At 67.7% G+C, this 5,283-nt stretch carries 5 protein-coding genes and 1 pseudogene; 3 read left to right on the top strand and 3 right to left on the bottom strand.

Features of this window, described 5'->3' with window-relative positions; translation table 11 throughout:
- Positions 1 to 29: 29 nt before the first annotated feature.
- From C5O18_RS06190 to topA, 3 genes and pseudogenes are all read right to left on the bottom strand, one after another.
- Positions 30 to 275, bottom strand: coding sequence for a hypothetical protein (locus C5O18_RS06190; RefSeq protein ID WP_105192428.1), 246 nt, complete (start codon positions 273 to 275; stop codon positions 30 to 32).
- 54 nt (positions 276 to 329) lie between these two features.
- The gene (locus C5O18_RS06185) at positions 330 to 869 is read right to left on the bottom strand and encodes a DUF6586 family protein (RefSeq protein ID WP_105192426.1); all 540 of its coding nucleotides are present in this window, start codon (positions 867 to 869) and stop codon (positions 330 to 332) included.
- Positions 869 to 3,523 (bottom strand): annotated as a pseudogene (gene topA / locus C5O18_RS06180) (type I DNA topoisomerase); the annotation flags it as partial. The gene C5O18_RS06185 and the pseudogene topA, both read right to left, overlap by 1 nt.
- Positions 3,524 to 4,131: 608 nt before the next feature.
- Between topA and lexA the strand changes: the two are divergent.
- From lexA to ykgO, 3 genes are all read left to right on the top strand, one after another.
- The gene (lexA, locus tag C5O18_RS06170; RefSeq protein WP_105192420.1) at positions 4,132 to 4,743 is read left to right on the top strand and encodes a transcriptional repressor LexA; all 612 of its coding nucleotides are present in this window, start codon (positions 4,132 to 4,134) and stop codon (positions 4,741 to 4,743) included.
- Between the two features lie 89 nt (positions 4,744 to 4,832).
- Complete coding sequence (locus tag C5O18_RS06165) at positions 4,833 to 5,114, top strand: type B 50S ribosomal protein L31 (protein ID WP_105192418.1); 282 nt, start codon at positions 4,833 to 4,835, stop codon at positions 5,112 to 5,114.
- A complete protein-coding gene (gene ykgO / locus C5O18_RS06160) occupies positions 5,114 to 5,263 on the top strand; it encodes a type B 50S ribosomal protein L36 (RefSeq protein WP_105192416.1) in 150 nt (49 codons plus the stop codon). The genes C5O18_RS06165 and ykgO overlap by 1 nt, the downstream gene beginning before the upstream one ends.
- Positions 5,264 to 5,283: the final 20 nt, after the last annotated feature.

Here is a 5,283-nt window from a genome sequence, read left to right as displayed (position 1 = left end):
CGGCAGGACAGTCCGCCGGCAACAGGGGCTCAGTGCAGGGTGCGGGGCTCGTCATCGGCCATCTCGGGGTTGGCCATGTGATGGGTCGCCAGCTGGACGCCCGCCCCCACCATGGCCCGGGCGATGTCGCTGGCGCGGGCGCCGAGCAGCAGGCGGGCCTCGGCCGAGAAACGCACGCTGACCAGCGGCTCGGCATCGGCATCGTCACCACTGCGGCGCAGCACGACCTCGCCATCGTCGGTTTCGGAGAGCTCCAGGAAGGCAAACTCGGACATGTGTTTCTCTACGGGAACAGGGTCGGAGACAAGCGGCGCGCCATGGCGACCGCCTCAGAATTCCACCAGCTCGGCGCGGAAGTCGCGGATCGTCTGGGTCAGTGCTTTCAGAATGTCAGCAAGCATAGCGCGATCGGGCTCGCCCAGGGGCGCGTCGGCCTCGGTCATGACCACCGGGATGCCGATGCGCGCCGGCGACTCGTCCTCGGTGGCGATGTCCGGCAGCGTCACCGGCAGCAGGCAGGCCGCGTGCAGCGCGCGCAGGCGCGCCAGCCAGCTGTCCGGCTCGGCGGCCAGCTGCAGCAGGATCTGTGCCTCGGGCGATACCTGCTGGCGACGCGCCATGGCCTCTGCCAGCGCCTCCGGCGTGCTCACCGTCGGCAGCACCTTGTAGAAGCGCGACAGCTCCTGCAGGAAGGCGCCCAGCCCCGCGTGCAGGTGCCAGATCGCGGCCTCGCGGCAGCTCAGCGCGCGCGGCTCGCTGTCGAAGGCGCCGGCATCGGCCAGCGCGGCCTCCAGCAGCTCCAGCTGCAGGCGGGCGAAATACAGCTTCTGGTTCGTCCGCGCCGGATGGCTGTTGCGTTCGCGGCTCATCAGCCGGCCACCTTGGCGGCCTTCTCGCCCTTGGGCGCGGTCACCGCCCAGCGACCGTTGTCGTAGAACGCCTGCCAGCCGGTGGCCTTGCCGTCCTGCTCGGTCATGACGTACTGCTCGCGGGTCTTGCGGCTGAAGCGCAGGATGTACGGGCGCCCTTCCGGATCCCTCACCGGCGCATCGAGCAGATAGTGATGCTTGGGATCGAGCTGGTCGCCGACCAGCTTCAGTTCCTCGATGCTGGGGGCGCGCGTTTCGCGGTTCTTGGGGAACTTGCTGGCGGCCAGGAACAGGCCGCTGGCACCATCGCGCAGCAGGAAGTGGTCGTCGACCTTGCTGCAGCGCAGCATGGGCATGCTGATCGGGTCCGCCTTGGGCGGCGCCGCCTCGCCATTGCGCAGCAGCTTGCGGGTGTTGCCGCAGGACGAGCTGGTGCAGCCGAAATACTTGCCGAAGCGGCCGGTCTTGAGCTGCATGTCGGCGCCGCACTTGTCGCACTCGATCAGCGGGCCGTCGTAGCCCTTGATGCGGTAGCTGCCCTGCTCGACCTCGTAGCCGGCGCAGTCCGGGTTGTTGCCGCAGACATGCAGCTTGCGCCCGGCATCGATCAGGTAGCTCTCCATGGCGGTGCCGCAGATGCCGCAGCGGTGCTTGGCGCGCAACTGGCGGGTCTCGCTGTCGTCATCCTCGTCGTCGCTGACAGCCACGGCTTCGTCGCCGCGGGTCAGGTTGAGGGTGAACTTGCAGCGCTCCTTGGGCGGCAGCGCGTAGCCGGAGCAGCCGAGGAAGACCCCGGTCGACGCGGTGCGGATCTGCAGCGGACGCGCGCAGAGCTGGCAGGGCAGATCGGTCGGCACCGGCTGGTTGCGGCGCATGCCGTCGTCATCGGCGGCGGCCTTCTCCAGCTTGCGCTTGAAATCGGTGTAGAAGCGGTCGAGCACCGCTTTCCAGTCCTCGCTGCCTTCGGCCACCTTGTCGAGCTGGGCTTCCAGATCGGCGGTGAAGGCGTAATCCATGAGGTTGCTGAAGTTCTCGCCGAGGCGGTCGGTGACGATGTCGCCCATTTTCTCGGCGTAGAAGCGGCGGTTCTCCAGACGCACGTAGCCGCGCTCCTGGATGGTCGAGATGATGGCGGCGTAGGTCGACGGGCGGCCGATGCCGCGCTTTTCCAGCTCGCGCACCAGGCTGGCTTCGGTGAAGCGCGCCACCGGCTTGGTGAAGTGCTGCTTCGGATCCAGCGCCTGCAGCGACAGCTTCTCGCCCACCGCGACATCCGGCAGCACGACATCTTCCTTGTCCTTCGCCACCGCGCTCATGACCCGCGTGTAGCCGTCGAAGCGCAGGATGCGGCCGCGCGTGCGCAGCTCGAAGTCGCCGGCGGCCACGGTCAGGCTGGTGCTGGTGTATTCGGCGTCGGTCATCTGGCAGGCCACGAACTGGCGCCAGATCAGCTCGTACAGGCGCTCGGCGTCGCGCTCCAGACCATCGAGCGAGCCCGGCCGCGCGTTCACGTCGGACGGGCGGATGGCCTCGTGGGCCTCCTGCGCGCCTTCCTTGCTGCTGTACTGGATCGGGTTGCCCGGCAGGTACTTGTCGCCGAACTGCTTGGCAATGAAGCCGCGCACGGCCTCCAGCGCATCCTGGCTCAGGTTGGTCGAGTCGGTACGCATGTAGGTGATGTGGCCGGCCTCGTAGAGGCGCTGCGCCACCGTCATGGTCTTCTTCACCGAGAAGCCCAGGCGCGTGCTCGCCGCCTGCTGCAGCGTGGAGGTGATGAACGGCGCCGACGGCTTGCTGCGCGTGGGCTTGTCCTCGCGCTTCGCCACCGTGTAGCCGGCCTTCTGCAGCGCCGCCACGGCAGCCATGGCCTGTGGCTCGCTGACCGGCTTGAAGGCTTCGCCGCCCTGCTTCGCCACTTCCAGGCGCAGGGCTTCGCGGCCCGGGGTCAGGGTATCGGCCCAGACTTCCCAGAACTCTTCCGGCACGAAGGCGCGGATTTCGCGCTCGCGCTCCACCACGAGGCGCACGGCCACCGACTGCACGCGGCCGGCGGACAGGCCGCGGGCGATCTTCTCCCACAGCAGCGGCGACACCATGTAGCCGACCACGCGATCGAGGAAGCGGCGCGCCTGCTGGGCGTTGACGCGGTCGAGGTTGAGGTCGCCCGGGGTCTTGAAGGCCTCGGTGATGGCGGTCTTGGTGATTTCGTTGAAGACCACGCGCTTGAAGCGGCTGTCATCACCGCCGATAACCTCGCGCAGGTGCCAGGCGATGGCCTCTCCCTCGCGGTCCAAGTCGGTGGCGAGATAGATGGTGTCGGCGGTCTTGGCCAGCGACTTGAGCTCGCTGACCACCTTTTCCTTGCCGGGCAGGATCTCGTACTTGGCCTTCCAGTGCTTCTCCGGATCCACGCCCATGCGCGCCACCAGCGCCGCGCGCTGCTTGGTTTCCTTCTGCGCGGCTTTCTGCTCCGGCGTGAGCTTGCGGGTCTCGGCCGCCGCCCTGGCGCGCTCGGCGGGGTCGCTGGCCTGGCCGCCGCCACTGACGGGCAGGTCGCGGACATGGCCGACGCTGGACTTCACGACGAAGTCCTTGCCGAGGTACTTGTTGATGGTCTTGGCCTTGGCCGGGGACTCAACGATGACCAGCGATCTGCCCATGGTTCGGGGATTTCCTCGTCAGCAGCGGCACCTGTGCGAAAAAGTGCCGGTAAAAGAGCGGCATATATACGAGCCTGCACCAGTGGGGTCAAGCACTCGCCGTGCNCACCCCCAGCCAGCCGGCCGGCGCGGGCGTCGGCCAGGGCGGCGGCGCCAGCCAGGCCTGGGGATTCTCCACCGGCTGCCAGTTGCCCAGGCCCTCGTGCCAGCGCCAGCGCCCCAGCGCCTCCTTCTTCATGGCGTGCAGCCACTGGTACTGCGCCACCAGGCCGCTGCCGGCGGGCCGCCCCAGCCACTCCGGGGCCGCCCGCAGGTGCACGCCGAGGCCGCGCGCCTTGGCATGCTCGCGCTGCGCGGCCAGGCCCCGGTCCCAGGCGCTGGGCCGCAGCCACATGAGGTTGCCGATGATGACCGCCATGACCAGCAGCAGGACCAGGATGAAAGTGGACACGCGCGCTCTCCCGTTTGCCAGCCTCGCGCCGACGCAGGCCGCCAGTCTAGCAGATCATGGCTGGCCTCAAGAACAGCACTGTTCACAAGAACAGTATTGGTGTATGTTGACCGGAACCTTGCGAAATCCTCCAACCCACGCAGGCACCGACATGCAGGCACTGACGACCCGACAGGCAGAAATCCTCGACTTCATCCGCGAATGCGTGGCGCAGAACGGCATGGCGCCGACCCGCGCCGAGGTCGCCCTCCGCTTCGGCTTCCGCTCCAAGACCGCCGCCGCCGACCACCTGCGCGCGCTGGAGCAGAAGGGCTACATCAAGCTGCATGCCGAGCTGTCGCGTGGCATCCAGCTGCTGATCGACGACGAGGCCGACGAGGACCTGGTGCCGGTCATCGGCTCGGTGGCCGCCGGCCTGCCGCTGGAGGCCGTGGAGAACCACGACCACAGCCTGCCGGTGCCGCGCGGCCTGTTCAGCAAGCGCCCGACCTACCTGCTGCGCGTGCGCGGCGAATCCATGAAGGACGCCGGCATCCTCGACGGCGACCTCATCGCGGTCTACAAGACCGGCATCGCGCGGGCCGGGCAGATCGTCATCGCCCGCATCGACAACGAAGTCACGGTGAAATACCTCGACTACGAGAAGAAAATGGTCAAGCTGGTGCCGGCCAATCAGACCTTCGAGCCCCAGCTCATCTCGCCGGACAAGGTGGTGATCGAGGGCGTGTTCGTGGGCCTCATCCGCGACAGTTTCGTGACCTGAGCCTCGTGGGAATCCTTCGTGCCCGGGGTGTTCTCTCAATTGTATTTGTTATGATATAACATATTTAAATCAACCCAGAGGACTCCCGCATGAAACCCGGCATCCACCCGACCTACCGCCCGGTGCTGTTCCACGACACCACGGCGGACGTGTACTTCCTGATCGGCTCCACCGTGGCCACCAGCCGCACCCAGGTGCACAGCGACGGCAACACCTACCCCTACGTGGCGCTGGACATCTCCAGCGCCTCGCACCCCTTCTATACCGGGCAGAGCCGCCAGGCCAAGGCCGAGGGCCGGGTCGCGCGCTTCAACCAGCGCTACGGCCGCCGCACGGGCGTAACCGGTGATGCCGGCAAGGGAGAACAGTGATGAGAGTGCTGAGCTCGCTGAAGTCGGCCAAGCAACGCCAGGCGGACTGCCAGATCGTGCGCCGCCGCGGTCGTGTCTACGTGATCTGCAAGAGCAACCCGCGCCTCAAGGCCGTGCAGGGCGGCCCCGGACGCAAGCGCAAGGGCTGAGCCGCCGGGCGGCGACCGAC

Source organism: Amnimonas aquatica (assembly GCF_002943415.1).
In the GTDB taxonomy this organism is placed as follows: Bacteria; Pseudomonadota; Gammaproteobacteria; order Pseudomonadales; family Moraxellaceae; genus Perlucidibaca; species Perlucidibaca aquatica_A.
Note: the sequence above shows the minus strand (reverse complement) of the source record. Positions and strands in the feature narration are given on the sequence as shown.

Bases quoted from the DNA above. Each gene is read 5' to 3' on its own strand.
- C5O18_RS06190 (WP_105192428.1), bottom strand. From the start codon at position 275: ATGTCCGAGTTTGCCTTCCTGGAGCTCTCCGAAACCGACGATGGCGAG.
- C5O18_RS06185 (WP_105192426.1), bottom strand. From the start codon at position 869: ATGAGCCGCGAACGCAACAGCCATCCGGCGCGGACGAACCAGAAGCTG.
- lexA (WP_105192420.1), top strand. From the start codon at position 4,132: ATGCAGGCACTGACGACCCGACAGGCAGAAATCCTCGACTTCATCCGC.
- C5O18_RS06165 (WP_105192418.1), top strand. From the start codon at position 4,833: ATGAAACCCGGCATCCACCCGACCTACCGCCCGGTGCTGTTCCACGAC.
- ykgO (WP_105192416.1), top strand. From the start codon at position 5,114: ATGAGAGTGCTGAGCTCGCTGAAGTCGGCCAAGCAACGCCAGGCGGAC.